A 17,558-nucleotide genomic window follows, 5' to 3' on the forward strand; every position below is an offset into this window, starting at 1 on the left:
ATCAGAAAATTCCATTTACACTAAAGCAACTGTCTCACGTGCAATGGCAAGCTCTTCATTTGTAGGAACGACCATCACTTTTACTTTTGAATCCGGTGTAGAGATTGTAATTTCTTCTCCTCTTATAGCGTTTGCTTCTTTATTAAGCTCCACACCTAAATATCCTAAGTAAGCACATACTTTTTCTCTTACAATGCAGACATTTTCACCGATACCTGCTGTAAATGCAATTGCATCTACACCATTCATCGCTGCAACATAGCTTCCTACATATTTTGCCACACGGTAACAAAATACGTCCAAGGCGATCTGTGCTGGTCTGTTTCCGTCTGCTGCTCCTGCTGTCAAATCTCTGAAATCGCTTGACAAATTGTTAGAAAGACCATACACACCTGATTTTTTGTTTAACATTGTCATCAGTCCGTCAATATCAAGATTCTCTTTTTTCGCAAGAAACTCAAGGATTGCAGGATCAATGTCACCAGAACGTGTTCCCATTACAAGGCCTTCCAACGGAGTGAGTCCCATAGAAGTATCTACAGATTTTCCATTTTCTACAGCGCAGATACTTGCACCATTTCCTAAGTGGCAGACAATCGTCTTTGTTTCTTCATATGGTCTGTTTAACAATTCTGCTGTTCTTTTTGACACAAAGCTGTGGCTTGTCCCATGAAAACCATAGCGTCTTACTTTATATTTTTCATAATATTCATATGGAAGTCCATACATATATGCTTTTTCTGGCATTGTCTGGTGAAATGCAGTGTCAAACACACCTACCATCGGTGTCTCAGGCATCAATTTCTGACATGCTCGAACGCCAATCAAGTTCGCAGGATTGTGAAGCGGTGCAAGGTCATTGCACTCTTCTACTGCCTTGATCATCTCTTCTGTAATCACTGCTGAACTTGCAAATTTTTCCCCACCATGCACTAGGCGGTGTCCCACGGCTCCAATCTCATCAAGACTCTTCACAACACCGCTGTCAGCATCTGTCAATGCATCGATCACAAACTGAATTGCCTCTGTGTGTGTTGGCATTGCCTTATCTTCTGTTTTCTTTTCTCCGCCTGCCGGCTGATAAGTAAGACTTCCGTCAATTCCGATTCTCTCGCAAAGTCCTTTTGCCAAAACCGCTTCTGTATCTGAGTTAATTAACTGGAATTTCAAAGATGAACTTCCACAATTGATTACTAAAACATTCATGTTTCCTTCCTCCGTACTTGTTTATTATTGAGCCTGCGCTTGAACAGCTGTGATTGCTACTACACCTTCGATATCAGCAGCACTGCAGCCACGTGACAAATCGTTAACCGGTTTTGCAATTCCCTGTGTCAAAGGTCCGTACGCTTCCGCCTTTCCAAGTCTCTGTACTAATTTGTATCCGATATTTCCTGCATCCAAGTCAGGGAAAATCAGTACGTTAGCATGTCCTGCAACCTTGCTTCCAGGAGCTTTTGATTGTCCGATCTCCGGAACGATTGCAGCATCTAACTGAAGCTCTCCATCTAACTGAAGTTCCGGTGCCATCTCTTTTGCAAGACGTGTAGCCTCTACCACTTTATCGACATCTGCATGTTTTGCACTTCCTTTTGTAGAGTGAGAAAGCATAGCAACTTTTGGTTCTTCTCCAACTAACAATTTAAATGATTCCGCTGAAGAAAGCGCAATTGCAGCTAATTTTTCCGGATCTGGATTTTGCTCTAATCCTGAATCACCAAAGATAAATGTTCCGTTTGCTCCCATATCGCAATCCGGTACTACCATCACAAAGAATGCAGATACTAATTTTGTTCCCGGCTTTGTTTTTAAAATCTGTAAGCATGGTCTCAATGTATCTGCTGTTGAATGACACGCTCCAGATACCATACCATCAGCATCTCCCATTTTTACCATCATAACCCCATAATACAGATAGTTTGTAAGCAGCAATTCTCTTGCCTGCTCTTCTGTCATTCCTTTTTTCTGTCTCAACTCTACTAATTTTGCAATATATGCTTCTGTTTTTTCATATGTTGCTGGATCAACAATCGTTGCTCCGCTGATATCAAATCCCGCTCCGTTTTTCTCAATTTCTTCTTTGCTTCCCACGAGAACAAGATTAGCTGTACCTTCTTTGAGCACTGCCTCTGCTGCCTCGTAAGTTCTCTTGTCTTCTGTCTCCGGAAGTACAATTGTTTTTTTGTCTGCTTTCGCTTTTTCTTTAATTACATCAATAAATCCCATGATTTAAAGACTCCTTTCCATCTTTCCATTTTTCTCACATATTTGTATTATAACGCAAACGTATTTTGTATACAAGAGGGTTTCATGTCTCTTTTTAAGTACAATACAAAGACAGGCAGTCACCGCACCGGATAACTGCCTGCTGTCATTATATATGAAAAATTCTCGTCACAATCGTAAAGTATACGAAAATTGTTCCGGTATCCACAAGTGTTGTGATCAGAGGTGCTGCCATAATCGCCGGGTCAAGACCGCATTTCTTCGCAATCAACGGAAGTGAACATCCGATTGTCTTTGATAAAATCACGGTGCACATCAAGGTGAGTCCTACTGCAAATGCAAGCATTGGATCTTTGTACATTAAAACAATACGAATTCCATTCACAATCGCAAGTAAAAATCCCGCCAATAAAGCAATCCGAATCTCTTTAAACAACACTTTAAAAATATCGCCAAACTCAATCTCATCCACCGCAAGACCGCGAATAATCAATGTCGAACTCTGCGAACCGCAGTTTCCCCCAGTTCCGGTAAGCATCGGAACAAATGTATTTAAAATTGGCATCACTGCCAGTGCTCCTTCATAATGTCCGAGCAAAAGACCTGTCATTGTTGCTGACAACATCAAAAACAAAAGCCATGGGAAACGGTTCCTCACATGCTTCCAAACGGAGGTCCCAAAGTAAGAGTCCTCACTTGGTGCGATACCAGCCATCATGCTCATATCTTCAGTAGCCTCTTCCTGCAGGACTGCCATGGCATCGTCTACGGTTACAATACCGACCATACACATCTCATAATCCACAACCGGAATCGCGATCAAACCATATTTATTAATCAGACTTGCCACTTCTTCCTGGTCATCATGTGTATTGACGTAGAGCATGTTCGTCTCCATGATCTCTTCAATCAAACGATTCTCACCGGTTGTCAACAAATCTTTCACATCGACAACACCGATCAGTTTTCGCTTTTCCGTCACATAGCATGTGTAAATTGTCTCACGATTGATACCAACCTGACGGATCTTTAATATCGCATCTGCGACTGTCATCTCTTTTCGCAGGGCAATATACTCCACATTCATGATGCTTCCAGCGCTATCTTCCGGATACTGCAAAAGCTCATTGATCTGCTTGCGTGTCTCCTCATCTGTCACCATCAAAAGCCTGTCTACCACATTGGCAGGCATCTCTTCCAGCACATCAACTGTATCATCCAGATACATCTCATCCATCACTTCTTTGATCTCCGAATCCGTCAAAGCATTGATGAGCACTTCTCGCATATCACTATTCAGATACGTAAAGGTATCCGCCGCAGATTCTTTTGACAAAAGACGAAATACGATGATTCGCTGTTTCTCGTCAAATTCTTCCAGCAACTCAGCCAAATCGACGGGATACATTTTCTCTAATTCTATTTTTAATTCTTTATACTGTCTGTTTTCAAGCATTTCTAAAATCTGCTCTTCATTCATCGGTAATTGCCTCCCGTCTTTAAACACTATTTTTAGTTTAACCTTTTTTCATTCTTTTTGTCAAATAAAATAACAGAATATTTTGCGATTTTTTTGATTGTATAGTATAATACATCTACAAAATCTGATTGTGGGGAATTTTTTATGAAAATCACAGGATTAATTACAGAATATAATCCATTTCACAATGGGCATCAGTACCATATTGAAAAAGCAAAAAAATTGACAGGCGCAGACAAGGTGGTTGTCGTTATGAGTGGCAATTTTGTACAGCGCGGTGCCCCTGCACTGCTTCCAAAACATCTTCGTGCAGAGATGGCTTTAAAATCAGGCGCAGATTTGGTTATTGAGTTGCCTGTCTTTTATGCCTGTGCCAGTGCCGAATATTTTGCATATGGTGCTGTCTCACTCCTTCATGCCCTCCACTGTGTGGACAGCATCTGTTTCGGAAGTGAATGTGGAGACCTTACACTTTTGCAAAAAGCGGCAAATATTATGGCAGAGGAACCAGACGCATACAAACACAGTCTTCAGTCCTACCTTAGGGAAGGCTATCGTTTCCCTCTTGCACGGCAAAAAGCCTTTCAGGACTTCACGAAAGAAGAAAGGATTGCGTCTATTTTGGAGCAACCAAACAATATTTTGGGTATTGAATATTTAAAGGCACTCTCTAGCTTAAACAGTCCAATTCAACCATTTGCAATCTCACGAATCGGTTCTGGCTACCATGAGACAGACCTTCACAAAATATACAGTTCTGCCTCAGCCATCCGAAAGACAGTGTCAACAACAAAAGAACTGGAATCTCTTTCCGGACATGTTCCTGATTCGGCCCTTACTCTTTTAAAAGAAAATTATCAGGTTCGTTTTCCGGTATTTTTAAATGATTTTTCTCTATTGCTGAAATATCGTCTGTTAAATGAGAGTGCTGATACACTCACGCAATATCTCGATGTCTCTGTCGAGCTTGCCCATCGGATCATCCGATGTCGCAATCAATTTCAAAGCTTTGAGCAATTTTGTCATCTTCTGAATACGAAGGAATCAACGTATGCAAGGGTCAGTAGGGCACTCATGCACATTCTGCTGCAGATTCAAAAGGATGATTTTTCTTTGTGCACTGCCAAAGCTCCTTTTTACCTTCGTATATTAGGATTCCGAAAAGAAAGTGCTGCTGTTTTGTCAGAGATCAAAAAATGTGCCAACGTTCCACTCCTGACCAAACTCACCGCAAAAGATACCCTTTCTTTACTTGGACAGAAGCTGCTTAATGCTGACTTATTTGCAGCAGATCTATATGAATCTGTCATTACAGAAAAATTCGATACACCATTTCAAAACGAATATGAGCAGCAGATTGTACGCATCTAGTACATCTGCTGCTCATATCTATGTTTCTATAAGTCTACTTCTTTTGCACACGCTACCGCCAATGCTCCCGATCCGATGTGGCACGCCACACTCAGCGATAACGGATCCATGTCGATTGTATAATTCGGAAAACGCTCCTCCAATTCTTCTTTCCAGCTTCTTGCTTCCTCGGCACTGCATGTGTAAGCGGCAAGCAAGGCCATCTTTTTACTGCCAAAACGATGCAGCAGATCTTTTTCCATCGCATCCAACATCGTCTTTTTCGCCTGCTTCCAACCTCTCACTTTAGCAAATGCATCCAGCTTTTCTCCCTGAATCTGAAGCACCGGCTTTAGATTGAGTACCGTTCCGATTGCAGCCGCAGCCGGTGTGATTCGCCCGCCCTTTTTCAGATATTTTAAAGTATCAACAGTAATATAGATACTGGATTCCAGCTTCTCCGCTTCCAGAATCTCTTTAATCTCCAATGCACTTTTTCCTGCTTTTGCCAGTCTCACAGCATCCATCACAGAAGTTTTCTGCGTCACAGAAATCCTCTGGTTATCTACCACTTCTACTTTCCCGTCATAGTCCTTTGACAGCATAATTGCCGTCTCGCAGGTGCTGCTCAGTCCACTTGACATCGGAATATGCACAATCTCATCGTATTCTTTCAACAGTTTGTCCCAAAATTCCATCACCTCTCCCGGAGCCGGCTGAGAAGTACTGATCTCACAGTCACTGGCAAGTTTTTCATAAAATGCTTCCTGTGTCAGCGTGATATCCTCCAAAAACAATTCGCCATCAATATAAAACGGCATCGGAATGACATGAACACCTAGTTCTTTTCCTTTTTCCTGTGTAATTCCACTATTGCTGTCTGTTACTACCGCTATCTTTCCCATATTGCTTTTTACTCTCTTTCTAATTCTTAAAGCTGTGAATCGGAGCCGGAATTCTTCCTTTGCGATTCACAAAATCACTACAGTCAAATTCATTCACCGGCATAATCGGTGCATAGCCGAGCAGACCACCAAATTCAGCTACTTCTCCAACATCTTTTCCAATGACCGGAATCACTCTCACTGCTGTTGTCTTTTGGTTCACCATACCGATTGCCATCTCATCTGCTATGATTCCTGAGATTGTTGTCGCCTTTGTCTTTCCTGGAATCGCAATCATATCAAGTCCGACCGAACATACGCAGGTCATCGCTTCTAATTTTTCAAGTGTCAGCGAACCGACATTCACAGCATCAATCATTCTCTGATCCTCGCTGACCGGAATAAATGCACCACTTAATCCTCCTACATAAGAAGATGCCATGACACCGCCTTTTTTCACCTGGTCATTCAACATGGCAAGTGCCGCTGTCGTACCCGGAGCCCCGACTCTCTCTAAACCAATCTCTTCTAAAATCTCAGCTACGCTGTCTCCCACTGCCGGAGTCGGAGCAAGTGACAAATCAATAATACCAAATGGAATTCCAAGACGTTTGGATGCTTCGCCTGCGACAAGCTGTCCGACACGAGTCACCTTAAACGCCGTCTTTTTAATCGTCTCGCAGAGCACTTCAAATCCTTCTCCACGCACTTGTTCGATTGCATGTTTCACAACACCCGGTCCACTGACTCCTACATTAATCACCGCATCTGCCTCTGTCACTCCCAAAAATGCACCTGCCATGAATGGATTATCATCCGGCGCATTACAGAAAATCACGAGCTTTGCACAGCCCAGCGAATCATTCTCTTTTGTCGCTTCTGCCGTCTCTTTTACAATCTCTCCACAAAGTCTGACTGCGTCCATATTAATTCCTGTCTTCGTAGAACCTACATTCACAGAACTACAGATACGTTCTGTCACAGAAAGCGCCTCTGGAATGGAACGGATCAGATTTTCCTCACTCTTTGTCATTCCTTTTGACACCAAAGCAGAATAACCGCCGATAAAATTCACACCCACTTCTTTTGCAGCTCTGTCAAGCGTTTTTGCAATTGTAACAAAATCTTCCGGTGCCTTGCAGGCAGCTGCACCGATCAGGGAAATTGGTGTAATAGAAATACGTTTGTTTACAATCGGGATACCAAATTCATGCTCAATCTCGTCCCCTGTCGATACGAGATTTTTTGCCATTGTCGTAATCTTGTTATAAATCTTTTCATTCAGTTTTTGCAGATCGGAATCGATACAGTCCATCAGGCTGATACCAAGCGTAATCGTACGCACATCTAAATTCTCCTCTGCAATCATCTGATTCGTCTCGGTTACTTCATAAATATTAATCATTGTATTCTTTCGCCTTTCTATTTCTAAAAATTACAGTCTGTGCATCTTTTCAAAAATCTCAGATCGCTGGCAACGAATAGTAACACCGATTTCCTCACCGATTTTATTCAGTTCCTCAGAAACTTCTCTGAATTCCTCTTTCGCCTCATTCATGTCCACAATCATCATCATATTGAAATATCCCTGGACGATTGTCTGGGAAATATCCAAAATATTGATATTGTTCTCTGCAAGGTATGTACACACCTTTGCTGTAATTCCTACGGTATCTTTTCCTACAACTGTTATAATGCTCTTCTTCATCTTCTACCTCCTGTGATTAAATCTGTAATATATTTGAAATAGTATCTCTATTTGCAACCATAAGAGGAATATCTTCCCCTCTGTATGGATTGTCACCCATTGTCACTTCCAGCTTTACGGTCTCATAGGCAAGTTCTTCATAATTATTCTCCTTACTTAAGTGCCCGAGCACGATATATTTCATATTGTCATGTAGTATATCACAAAGCAGGCGTCCTGACAATTCATTCGATAAATGCCCCCGATTTCCAAGCACACGTTGTTTTAAATAATACGGATACACTCCCACTTCCAGCATATGTACATCATGGTTTGCCTCAAGCAGTATCGCATCCAGCCCTTTTAAATTCTCGACTGTATACGCATCATAAATGCCAAGATCTGTCGCAACAGCCAATGATTTCCCCTCATGTTCAATTCGAAATCCGGATGGTTCATTCGCATCATGCGAGATTGCAAACGGTCTGATATCAAGATTTCCGATGGAAAACATCTGATCCACTGTAATCTCTTTCAGGAGACCTTCCGGCATTTTCCCAATTCCTTTATATGCCTTGATTCCCTCTATAGTTCCTCTCGTCGCATAAATCGGAATTTCGTATTTTCTGCTAAACACTCCAAGCCCCTGAATGTGGTCTGAGTGTTCATGGGTAATCAAAATACCTCCAAGTTCTTCCCCCTTGATTCCAATCTCATGTAGCCCTTCCTCAATCCTCTTTTTGCTGATTCCTGTATCAATCAGCAAATGTGTCTCATCACTTCCTGCGTAAATACAGTTTCCACTGCTGCCGCTGGCTATGCTGCATAATCTCATTTTCTCTTCTCCTGCCTGTTCATTGCTTTTTCAATCTCTCTTTGTGTCATCTCAAACGAGTTGCTGTTGTTAATCAGAACCTGACACTTCTGCCGGAACACATTCTCCGGCATCTGCGAGGCTATCATCGCTGATATCTTTTCATCGCTGTATCCTCTGGATTGTTTCAGGCGAATTCGCCGAATGGATTCTTCCGTATAAATATACCAGAGTTCATGACAGATTTCATCATAGTGATCTTCCAATAAAAGCGCCGCTTCCAACACAAAACATGATGTTCCTATCTTTTTTTCTGTCGCTATTTGTTCTTTGATATATGCTTTCACTTCTGGATGCACAATGCCATTTAGCACTGCCATTTCTTCAGCATTTCCAAATACGATTTCACCTAGAATCCCTCGGTTAATCGTCCTATCTTCCCGCAAAATTTCTGTCCCGAAATGTGCGACAATTTTTTCATAGCAGACGCATCCCGGCTCCTGCAATTTCCATGCCACTTGATCTGCCTGACAGATAACAGCGCCATATCGCTCTTTCATAAAGGAGAGCACCTGACTTTTTCCAGACCCCACTCCTCCTGTAATTCCAATGATTCTCATTATTTTGCCTCGTACCAGTTCTTTCCTGTATGCATGTCCACTTCCAATGGCACATGAAGTTTTGCCGCATGCACCATCTCATGGGAAAGAATCTCCTTTACATCTTCCAACTCTTCCTCATATGCCTCAATCAGAAGTTCATCATGCACCTGCAATACCAGTTTTGATTTCATATTGTTTTCTTTCAGTCGTCTGTTCACACCATTCATGGCAATCTTCATAATATCCGCTGCTGTTCCCTGAATCGGAGCATTCATAGCGACACGTTCCCCGAACGAGCGCTGCATAAAATTGCTGGAAGATAACTCCGGCACCGGTCTTCGTCTGCCAAACACCGTTGTCACATACCCGTTTTCTTTTGCATGTTCTACCGCATCGTCCAAAAATCCCTTGATGCTCGGATATGTCTCAAAATAACTTTCGATATACTGGGCTGCCTCTTTTTTTGTGATGCTCAAATCCTGACTCAATCCAAACGAACTGATTCCATATACAATTCCAAAATTGACCGCCTTGGCATTTCTTCTCTGAAGCTCAGTCACTTCCTCAAACGGGGTGTGAAACACCTGAGCGGCGGTAATTCTGTGAATATCTCTCGCCTCTTTGTAAGCATTGATCAGTTGCTCATCGCCGGAACAATGTGCCAATACGCGAAGTTCAATTTGCGAGTAGTCCGCATCCACAAACACATAGCCGTCTTCCGGAATAAATACTTTTCGAATCAGACGCCCCAGTTCCATGCGGACCGGTATATTCTGTAAATTCGGCTCTGTACTGCTGATCCGTCCTGTCGCCGTGATCGTCTGATTGAATTTTCCGTGAATTCGTCCGTCTTCTTTAATATATCCCGCAAGTCCATCTGCATAGGTGGATTTCAGCTTTGTAAGCTGGCGATATTCCAAAATCTTAGATACGACCGGATACTCCGGCGCCAGTTTGTCCAAGATATCCGCAGAAGTCGAATATCCTGTCTTTGTCTTTTTGCCATGTGGCAGTCCAAGCTTTTCAAACAGAATCACGCCGAGCTGCTTTGGCGAATTGATATTAAATGTCTCTCCCGTCAGTTCGTAGATCTCTTTTTCCAGATCCACAATCTTTTGGCCCAATTGCTCTCCGTAGATATGAAGCGCCTCCGCCGCCACTTTCACGCCATTTTTCTCCATATCGTAAAGTGTAAACACAAGCGGCATCTCAACCTCATCAAAAAGCTGCTCCATTTCCGTCTCTTTAAGTCTCTCACGTAAAATACCGCTGGATGCATATGCCGTATACGCCTCATAACAACTTTTCTGCGCCTCATCAATCTGGTTTTCATCAATTAATATATCCAGATATTCTCTTGCAATGTCTGCAGACTCATAGTCGTTCTTCAACGGATTCAACAGATATGCCGCAACAATCGTATCAAAACAAACAGATTGATTCACATTCGGAATATACTGCATCGCATTCTTTACATCGGCGATTGCAAGCACATCTACCTCTTTTGAAAGCGCTTCCATCTGTTCTAGCAGCTCGGAAATCTCCATTCCCTGTTCTGTTGTAAACACATAGATATCTTCTTTCCCAAAGGCAAGCCCGACTCCGGTAAGCCCTGCCTCATTCACAAACAACGGCAGCACATTCTTCGTATCCTTATAAAAAGAAACACCGACACACGTTTGTTTCTTTGCCGTTTCAAATATCTTCTTCGCCTCATTTTGATCTGTAACAACCCGAAAGGCATCTTCGATACGATTTGCCGGCGCTGTCACCTCAAAGCGAGACAACAGATTTTTAAACTGCAAACGCTGAAAATACATATATGCTTCCTCCGTGTAAAGATCTCCAAGCTTTGCATCCGCAATCTCATACTCGAAATCTGCATTCACATGAATCGTTGCCAGCACCTTACTCATCTGTGCAAGATCATAATGCTCAGAAAGTGCTTTGCTTGCACGAGGCGGTTTTAACTCTGTCACATGTGCGTATGCATTCTCAATTGAACCATATTCTGTAATAATCTTTGTCGCAGTTTTTTCTCCGATACTTGGGACACCCGGAATATTATCCGACGTATCTCCCATCAGCGCTTTTAAATCAATAAACTCTTCCGGAGTGACCTGGTAACGCGCTTTGACATCTGCCGCATAATAATCTTCAATCTCTGTCTTCCCCTGCTTCGTCTTTGGAATTCGAATCTTTACATGCTCTGTCGCAAGCTGCAAAAGGTCGCGGTCTCCTGAGATCACAGACACTTCCATCCCCATCTCCTCACATCTTTTTGCAAGCGTTCCAAGTAAATCATCGGCTTCCAGACCCGCTTTTTCAATCGTCTTGACTCCCATTGCCTGCAGCACTTCTTTGATGACCGGAACCTGCTGACGCAGCTCATCCGCCATTGGTTTTCTGGTTCCTTTATACTCCGCGAACATCTCATGCCGGAATGTCGGCGCATGCACGTCAAACGCCACTGTCAGATACTCTGGTTTTTCTTCCTCTAAAATCTTGAACATAATATTCAAAAAACCATACACTGCATTCGTGTGAAGCCCCTCGGAATTCGTCAGATCCGGAACCCCGTAAAATGCCCGATTCAAAATACTATGTCCATCGATTAAAACGATTTTTTCACTCATTTCGTCTCTCCTGTCTGTTACATACTAAGCAATACTATACACTATTTCGCCGGTCTTTGGAAGTTCTTTCTCATCAGTCCTGCAATCGTTTCCTCCAACACTTCAAATGCTTTTTCTGGATCATCCACAGAAATCACCGACTCTTCCAATGGACATTGTCCCGTTTTTGTGCGGTTTTCAATGTAGGGAACCTTTTCTTCATAAGCGTATTCAATCCCATATATCTGTAGGATTTTTTCTGCACTTTCACTTAAAACCTGCCCGTAAACTGCCTTTGCACCACCTAAAATAGCCATAAGCGCCGCCGCTTTTCCTACAACCTTATCCGCGATCACGCCGTGCTCAAAGGCATGTCTTTCTTTTCGAAGTTCTTTCATCAGCGGTTTAATCCCGATTTCATCCGAAAGAATCGGTTCCTTTCCATCTATCCATATGACACAGCTCACTTGCTTTTCTTTTAAAAGTGCTACCGCCTGTTCTAATCTATCGTTCAAATGTCAGACCTCCTCGCTTTAACGTCAGGTACAATACCGGAAGAATCACAATCTGAATCAGCATTCCCGGTACTCCGGAGACAATCCCCGATAAAAATGCCGCCCGATTTAGGAAGGGCGCCTGTATATGCAAAAACTGCGCTCCCACGATTAAAGAAATACCATACGCCGCTCTCCCTAAAATCATTGCCGTAAGGAGACTTGCATATACATTTGTTTTCTTAATCATCCATCCGGTCACAATCCCGTATGCCATCAACTCCGCAAACATAAAATAGACCTTCGGCACCGGTGGCATCCCTGTCAGTACAGAACTGAAAAGAGGTACCAGAATTCCGATCAGTCCTCCATAATACGGTCCAAGCAACATCCCTGCAAACAGTACCGGAATCTGTATCGGTAAAAAAATCATTCCTGCATTCTGTCCGAAAATATGGAACGCCTGCGGCAGCAAAATTCCAAGTGCCACAAGCAGTCCGCCATACGCCAGTTTCAACACTCTGACATTCGCTTTTGTTCTCTCTTCTGTCATCATTCTTCTTCCTTTTGTCTTTATTTTGATGCAATCTCTTTCAATCGTTCAATGATTGGCAGATGCTGTGTGCATGCGCGCTCACATTTCCCACATGCGATACATTCGGCTGCGTTCTTTGCATCCAGTCCCCAGTGATTGTTCAGACGCTCTTTTGCCGCTGTCTCCTTTCCCGTCAAAATCTGCTGATTATAGGCGTCCATGAATTTTGGAATCTCGATTTCCTTCGGACAGCCTTTGCAGTAAGCGCATCCTGTGCAGAGATTGTTCAGTGCAACTCCCTTGTCCTCATACAATTTTACGATCTCTTTTGCCGGACGTTCCTCTAAGTTTTCTACCGCTTTTACTGCATCATCCACATGTGCTTTTGTCGTACATCCGGCAAGTGTAATCGTAATTTCCTTATGGGATGCCACAAACCGAAGCGCTGCCTGCGGTACAGTCAGATCAGTTCCTTCTGCCAGATACGAAAATGCTTCCGGATTCTGTGGAATCATTCCACCGCCAAGCGGATTCATCACGACAACCCCCATTCCTTTTGCATGTGCCGCCTCAATTCCACTCTGGCGGAATCGATAATTCAATGCATTATATCCTATCAGCATCCCTTTGAATTTTCCGGTCTCTACCACTTTCTCAATATCATTTCCCTCCATATGAGAAGAAAAAACAATATTTCGAATCAGTCCTTCCGCCTTTGCCTCCTCAAAAAATCGGTAGATCACTTCCATATGTCTCTCCCAGGATTCCAGATTCAACATACACCACATATGATAAAAATCAATGTAGTCTGTCTGAAGGCGTTGCAACGACATCTCCAGTCTTCTGCGGAAATCATCTCTCGTAGGGTTCTGACCAATCGTATTAAAATTCGTCTTAGATGTCACATAAACATCACTTCTTTTCACCTGAGAGAGTGCGATTCCCGTCACAATCTCACTTTTATCATCACAATAAAATGGTGCGGTATCCCAGTAGTTAATGCCCTTCTCAAATGCATACAACGGAATCTCCGCACACTTTTCCAGTCTTCCCGCAGCAATATCTTCCTCATCATAGCGCATCGTTCCAAGTCCGATTGCGGACACTTTCATATCAGTATTTCCATATTGTTTATAATACATGCTTTCTCCTCCGTTCTTCCAAACTCTCTTATCTTTTTTATTATAAACGATTTTCTGCTTAGGTTAAAGTTCTATTTTTATATGATATTTTTCAAGCCAGTAATTTACCTGAATGAGGTAGGCAATCATCTGTGGCGCCGCCATCAACTGACCATACCACGGTTTTCCATAATCAGATGGACTGGAAAGAAATCTTTCTACCTTTTTTGTATCCAAAAATTGACGGATTGGCGAGTCGGTCTCTGCCATAATTGCACGCATTTTCTGCACCAGGATTGCTTCATATGCTTTATCGTACGTCTTTGGATAAGGAGATTTCTTTCGGAATAAAATGTCATCCGGAAGCAATCCTCTTCCTGCCTCCCGAAGCACTCCCTTTACAACGCCTCCCTTTGCCTTCATCTCCCATGGTACATTCCACAAGTACTCCACAATCCGATAATCCGCAAACGGCACTCTCGCTGACAAACCATAACGCGTACTCGTTCCGCCCATTCTGTCTAAGAGTGTCTGCATAAACCATTTCTGATTCAGATAGGAAATCTCTCTTCTTCGCGTTTCCAAAGCTGACTCTCCTGCAAGCCTTGGTGTTTCAGCCACTGATTTTGCATAAGTCTCCTGCACATACGCATCCATTTTTAGCGTTTCCAAAAATTCATCGGAAAGCATTGCTTTTCTCGGTGCTAAATCCATCGTCCACGGAAATGTATGCGCCTCCAGACATTCTTTTTTATGGAACCACGGATATCCTCCAAAAATCTCGTCCGCGCATTCACCGGTCAGCGCCACTTTATATTCCTTTGCCACCTCCGAGCAAAAATAAAGAAGCGAAGAATCTACATCTGCCATTGCCGGCAATCCTTTCGCATCAATCGATGCATAAAGATAGTCTGCCTGTGTGCGAGAGTCACATTCTAAGTAGTGATGTTCTGAATCCAGAAAAGTTACCATTTTTTCCACATAGGGTCTGTCCTGTGATGGTTGAAACATATTCGCTTGAAAATTCTTGTCATTCCCCACAAAGTCAAACGAAAACGTGTGCAGTCTCTTTCCCTCCTTTCTCAACTCCCTCGCACAGATTGCGGATACAAGGCTGCTATCCAACCCTCCCGACAGAAAGGTGCAAACGGGTACACCTGAAACCATCTGATTCTTCACTGCATCCTCCAACAGAAACGCTGTTTTCTCAACAGTCTGTTCATATTTGTCCTCGTGTACCTTGCTTTCCAACTTCCAGTAGCAGTAATTTTTCATTTCTGTCCCCGTATAGCTTAACAGGTGCCCCGGAAGTACCTCATCAATCCCTTTAAATACACCGCAGCCATATGTCTTTGCCGGTCCGATACTGAATACTTCATTTAATCCCTTCCGATCCAGTACCGGTTTCACGCCCGAATTGGCTAATAGCGTCTCTATCTCCGATGCAAAAAAAATCGTCTCCCCCTGTCTTGTATAAAACAGCGGTTTGACTCCGATTCGATCTCGAAACAAATACAACGATTCCTCTGTTTCATCATAAAAGGCAAACGCAAATACCCCATTCATTTGTTTTACGAAATCCGTTCCGTATGTAAACAGTCCATTCAGAACAACTTCCATCTCACTTGTCGTCTCAAAATAATGCCCCCTCTCTTCCAACTCTCGCCTTAGTTCCCCGCAATTGTAAAGTTCTCCACTATATACAACCGTATATCTTTTTTCACCAAAAGTTCTTGTCATAGACTGCTCTCCGGCAAATCTTTTTTCATATGGATTATACCACCCAGAAATTCCTATCATTCTGTAACCTCCCGATATTTTACAACATAAAAAACTCTTATGCCCATATCTATCAATATAGTATATGAACCTAAGAGTTTTTCCGTGACAGAATTTCTATTTTCCTATCAAAACCTGTTTACCGCAAAAAGCAAATCCATACTTTCTATCATGGTAACACTTTTGAAAAATATCTTTTCTTCTTCCGTTAATAAATCTCCATCCTGCAAAAAATATGTTTATTATACAAATCCGTTAAATCTGATTAATCCTCTGCTTTGCCATTTGAAAAGTGTGTTCTTCTTATGTGTTATAGAAAAAAAATTCTCTATCATACTCATTGTCAGCGTCTTCCCAAAACGCCTTGGCCGAGTAATCAATGTGACATAATCTCTTCTCTCCCACCATTCCTTTATAAATAATGTCTTATCTACATAGAATAGGTCGTTTGATATAATGTCTGCAAATTCCTGATATCCGATCGATACCCTTCTTGACATAATACGAACCTCCTTGTCATCACTTTGGATTTATTATAACAGATTTCAACAGATGCGCCTATACCATAAAACATTTTTATATTTACAAAACTCCCGCGTTCATATCTATTCATATAGCACATGAACAGAAGAGTTCTCAATTGCTTCTAGTAACATTATAATTATATCAGAAAAGGCACTTTTGTCCTCAGTTTGTCTCAATTAATTTTTTAACCGGATAAGAAGTTATTTGAAACATTGGTGGATTTTCCTTCAATGTTTCATATGCCTTCTTTTCATTTGCTGCTATATTATCAGGAATAATTGCATAAGGTATAAGAACTTCCCTAGAGGTGCCTGGCAAAAGAGAAAACCCCAAACCTTTCGGCATATCCGGATTGATTAATTCATACGACATTTGATTAACCACAGCACTATAATCAGTCCCTACCAATGTCATGGCACTCAAGTTAACTCCCACTTTTTCCATATCTTCATTATCTTCGTTTGAAAATAACGCTTTCACTACATAATAATATTTTACAGCTGTGTCTTCCGCCAATTCTTCATCTTCTGAAACAAGATTATAATTCTTATAAAATTCTTTCATCGAGAAAAGCTCAGCACCTAACACTTTTACAGTATAGCCGTCAATAATACTATCCGAACTATTGTTAAAATCTCGACCAAACTCCACTGTCTCATTTACTTGAAAATATTCTTTTTTCTGTCTCTCAGCCTTCTTATTCAAAGCATAAATCCGAATTCCCGAGCCTATCAAAAGACATATCATTATACCTATCACTATTTTTTTCTTACTTATCATCTATTCACATCCTTATTTAAGCCCTACCTATGTGTTCAATTACTTTTCCGCTTTCCAATTTAATAATCTCATCTGACAATTCCTCCAAAACCGCAAGATCATGGCAGGAAATGATAACTAATGCACCTCTTTTTTTCTCCCCTCGAACAATTTCTTTTACTAATTCCACACCAGAAGTATCCAGGGCATTCGTCGGTTCATCCAATATCACTATATCTGGTTTTTCCATAATTGCTGCTGCAATTCCCAAACGTTGTTTCATGCCTAATGAATATTTTCGGTATTTCTTTTTTGCCGCCTCTTCATCCAAACCAACCAAACACAGAACTTTATTTATTTCTTCGTCAGATATTATTTTCTTTACAGATGCTAGCATCTTTAAATTTTGATATCCTGAATATCGATCTAAAAATGTCGGATTTTCTAACAAAAACCCTATACTTTTAGGAAATTCCAACTCTTTTCCCAATTCTTTTCCATCTATCAATACCTTTCCTGATGATGGATGAATTAATCCAATCAGCACTCTCATCAACATTGTCTTCCCTGATCCGTTAATGCCCTGTATTCCATAAATTTTCCCTGAGTGCATAGAGCAGCTTACTCGATCTAACACCGTATGTTTACGAATTACCTTTGATACTTCTATCACTTCCATTCTCATTT

At 41.9% G+C, this 17,558-nt stretch carries 17 protein-coding genes; 1 reads left to right on the top strand and 16 read right to left on the bottom strand.

Features of this window, described 5'->3' with window-relative positions:
- Positions 1 to 15: 15 nt before the first annotated feature.
- The 3 genes from ACTQXY_RS05875 to mgtE form a co-directional block, all read right to left on the bottom strand.
- Positions 16 to 1,206, bottom strand: a complete 1,191-nt coding sequence (locus ACTQXY_RS05875) for an acetate kinase (protein WP_441658713.1) — start codon at positions 1,204 to 1,206, stop codon at positions 16 to 18.
- 24 nt (positions 1,207 to 1,230) lie between these two features.
- Positions 1,231 to 2,226, bottom strand: coding sequence for a phosphate acetyltransferase (gene pta, locus ACTQXY_RS05880; protein WP_441658714.1), 996 nt, complete (start codon positions 2,224 to 2,226; stop codon positions 1,231 to 1,233).
- Between the two features lie 148 nt (positions 2,227 to 2,374).
- Positions 2,375 to 3,706 (bottom strand): magnesium transporter, encoded by a 1,332-nt coding sequence (gene mgtE, locus ACTQXY_RS05885; RefSeq protein WP_441658715.1) that lies wholly within the window; start codon positions 3,704 to 3,706, stop codon positions 2,375 to 2,377.
- 144 nt (positions 3,707 to 3,850) lie between these two features.
- On the opposite strand from mgtE, the gene ACTQXY_RS05890 reads away from it, so the two are divergent.
- Complete coding sequence (locus ACTQXY_RS05890) at positions 3,851 to 5,077, top strand: nucleotidyltransferase (RefSeq protein ID WP_441658716.1); 1,227 nt, start codon at positions 3,851 to 3,853, stop codon at positions 5,075 to 5,077.
- A 26-nt stretch (positions 5,078 to 5,103) separates the two neighbouring features.
- Here ACTQXY_RS05890 and ACTQXY_RS05895 read toward each other — a convergent pair whose 3' ends face one another.
- From ACTQXY_RS05895 to ACTQXY_RS05955, 13 genes are all read right to left on the bottom strand, one after another.
- Positions 5,104 to 5,961: a DegV family protein gene (locus ACTQXY_RS05895; RefSeq protein WP_441658717.1), complete on the bottom strand. Its 858-nt coding sequence runs from the start codon at positions 5,959 to 5,961 to the stop codon at positions 5,104 to 5,106.
- 19 nt (positions 5,962 to 5,980) lie between these two features.
- A complete protein-coding gene (locus tag ACTQXY_RS05900) occupies positions 5,981 to 7,345 on the bottom strand; it encodes a DUF711 family protein (RefSeq protein WP_441658718.1) in 1,365 nt (454 codons plus the stop codon).
- 30 nt (positions 7,346 to 7,375) lie between these two features.
- Positions 7,376 to 7,648: an ACT domain-containing protein gene (locus ACTQXY_RS05905; protein WP_004612488.1), complete on the bottom strand. Its 273-nt coding sequence runs from the start codon at positions 7,646 to 7,648 to the stop codon at positions 7,376 to 7,378.
- Between the two features lie 16 nt (positions 7,649 to 7,664).
- Positions 7,665 to 8,462 carry an MBL fold metallo-hydrolase gene (locus ACTQXY_RS05910; RefSeq protein ID WP_441658719.1) on the bottom strand — a complete coding sequence of 266 codons (798 nt, stop codon included), beginning with the start codon at positions 8,460 to 8,462 and terminating at the stop codon, positions 7,665 to 7,667.
- Complete coding sequence (gene coaE, locus ACTQXY_RS05915) at positions 8,459 to 9,061, bottom strand: dephospho-CoA kinase (protein WP_441658720.1); 603 nt, start codon at positions 9,059 to 9,061, stop codon at positions 8,459 to 8,461. The genes ACTQXY_RS05910 and coaE overlap by 4 nt, the downstream gene beginning before the upstream one ends.
- Complete coding sequence (polA, locus tag ACTQXY_RS05920; protein WP_441658721.1) at positions 9,061 to 11,679, bottom strand: DNA polymerase I; 2,619 nt, start codon at positions 11,677 to 11,679, stop codon at positions 9,061 to 9,063. Before polA ends, coaE begins: the two co-directional genes overlap by 1 nt.
- Positions 11,680 to 11,720: 41 nt before the next feature.
- Positions 11,721 to 12,173, bottom strand: coding sequence for a DUF1893 domain-containing protein (locus ACTQXY_RS05925; RefSeq protein WP_071143959.1), 453 nt, complete (start codon positions 12,171 to 12,173; stop codon positions 11,721 to 11,723).
- Positions 12,163 to 12,708 carry an ECF transporter S component gene (locus ACTQXY_RS05930; protein WP_071143958.1) on the bottom strand — a complete coding sequence of 182 codons (546 nt, stop codon included), beginning with the start codon at positions 12,706 to 12,708 and terminating at the stop codon, positions 12,163 to 12,165. Before ACTQXY_RS05930 ends, ACTQXY_RS05925 begins: the two co-directional genes overlap by 11 nt.
- A gap of 17 nt (positions 12,709 to 12,725) precedes the next feature.
- Complete coding sequence (locus tag ACTQXY_RS05935) at positions 12,726 to 13,829, bottom strand: aldo/keto reductase (protein WP_441658722.1); 1,104 nt, start codon at positions 13,827 to 13,829, stop codon at positions 12,726 to 12,728.
- Between the two features lie 63 nt (positions 13,830 to 13,892).
- On the bottom strand, positions 13,893 to 15,608 hold the full coding sequence (gene asnB, locus ACTQXY_RS05940) for an asparagine synthase (glutamine-hydrolyzing) (RefSeq protein WP_441658723.1): 1,716 nt from the start codon (positions 15,606 to 15,608) through the stop codon (positions 13,893 to 13,895).
- A 221-nt stretch (positions 15,609 to 15,829) separates the two neighbouring features.
- Positions 15,830 to 16,087 carry an AAA family ATPase gene (locus ACTQXY_RS05945; protein ID WP_441658724.1) on the bottom strand — a complete coding sequence of 86 codons (258 nt, stop codon included), beginning with the start codon at positions 16,085 to 16,087 and terminating at the stop codon, positions 15,830 to 15,832.
- A gap of 187 nt (positions 16,088 to 16,274) precedes the next feature.
- A complete protein-coding gene (locus ACTQXY_RS05950; RefSeq protein WP_441658725.1) occupies positions 16,275 to 16,892 on the bottom strand; it encodes a DUF5028 domain-containing protein in 618 nt (205 codons plus the stop codon).
- 16 nt (positions 16,893 to 16,908) lie between these two features.
- On the bottom strand, positions 16,909 to 17,556 hold the full coding sequence (locus ACTQXY_RS05955) for an ATP-binding cassette domain-containing protein (protein WP_441658726.1): 648 nt from the start codon (positions 17,554 to 17,556) through the stop codon (positions 16,909 to 16,911).
- Positions 17,557 to 17,558 lie beyond the last annotated feature (2 nt).

This window comes from Faecalimonas sp. LCP19S3_D12 (assembly GCF_052121495.1).
GTDB lineage: Bacteria > Bacillota > Clostridia > Lachnospirales > Lachnospiraceae > Faecalimonas.